The following is a 1,111-nucleotide window of genomic DNA, read 5'->3' on the forward strand; positions in this document are numbered from 1 at the left end:
GTCGCTATTAAGCAACGATCTCTGCAACAACACCAGCACCAACTGTACGTCCACCTTCACGGATTGCGAAGCGTAAACCTTCGTCCATCGCGATTGGGCAGATTAGTGTTACTGTCATAGCAACGTTGTCACCAGGCATTACCATCTCTACGCCTTCTGGCAATTCGATAGTACCGGTTACGTCAGTTGTACGGAAGTAGAACTGTGGACGGTAGCCTTTGAAGAATGGAGTATGACGTCCACCTTCTTCTTTAGACAGAACGTAGATTTCTGACTTGAATGTTGTATGTGGAGTGATTGAACCAGGAGCAGCAAGAACCTGACCACGCTCAACATCTTCACGCTTAGTACCACGTAGAAGAACACCACAGTTCTCGCCAGCACGACCTTCGTCAAGAAGCTTACGGAACATTTCAACACCAGTACAAGTAGTCTTAGTTGTATCTTTGATACCAACGATTTCTACTTCTTCACCAACTTTGATGATACCGCGCTCTACACGACCAGTTACAACTGTACCACGGCCTGAGATTGAGAATACATCTTCAATTGGAAGAATGAACGCACCATCAATAGCACGCTCTGGCTCTGGAATGTAAGTATCTAGAGCTTCAGCAAGCTCAAGGATCTTAGCTTCCCACTCTGGCTCGCCTTCAAGGGCTTTAAGCGCAGAACCTTGGATAACTGGTAAGTCATCACCTGGGAAGTCATATTCAGAAAGAAGTTCACGAACTTCCATTTCTACAAGCTCAAGAAGCTCTTCGTCATCTACCATGTCACATTTGTTCATGAATACGATGATGAATGGTACGCCAACCTGACGTGAAAGCAGGATGTGCTCACGTGTTTGTGGCATTGGACCATCTGTAGAAGCAACTACTAGAATCGCGCCGTCCATTTGAGCAGCACCAGTAATCATGTTTTTAACATAATCGGCGTGACCAGGACAATCTACGTGTGCGTAGTGACGTGATGGAGTGTCATATTCGATGTGAGAAGTATTAATTGTAATACCACGCTCGCGCTCTTCAGGAGCGTTATCGATTTGTGCGAAATCTTTAACTTCACCACCGTATGTTTTAGTCAAAACAGCAGAGATAGCAGCAGTTAG

General features: G+C 45.5%; 1 protein-coding gene. It reads right to left on the reverse strand.

What is annotated here, in order from left to right; all coding sequences use genetic code 11:
• Window positions 1–7 precede the first annotated feature (7 nt).
• A partial coding sequence (gene tuf / locus AB4135_RS21925) for an elongation factor Tu (protein ID WP_371995541.1) occupies window positions 8–1,111 on the reverse strand: 1,104 nt, incomplete at its 5' end.

Origin of the sequence: Shewanella sp. 10N.286.54.B9 (assembly GCF_041468565.1) — a bacterium.
Taxonomy (GTDB): domain Bacteria; phylum Pseudomonadota; class Gammaproteobacteria; order Enterobacterales; family Shewanellaceae; genus Shewanella.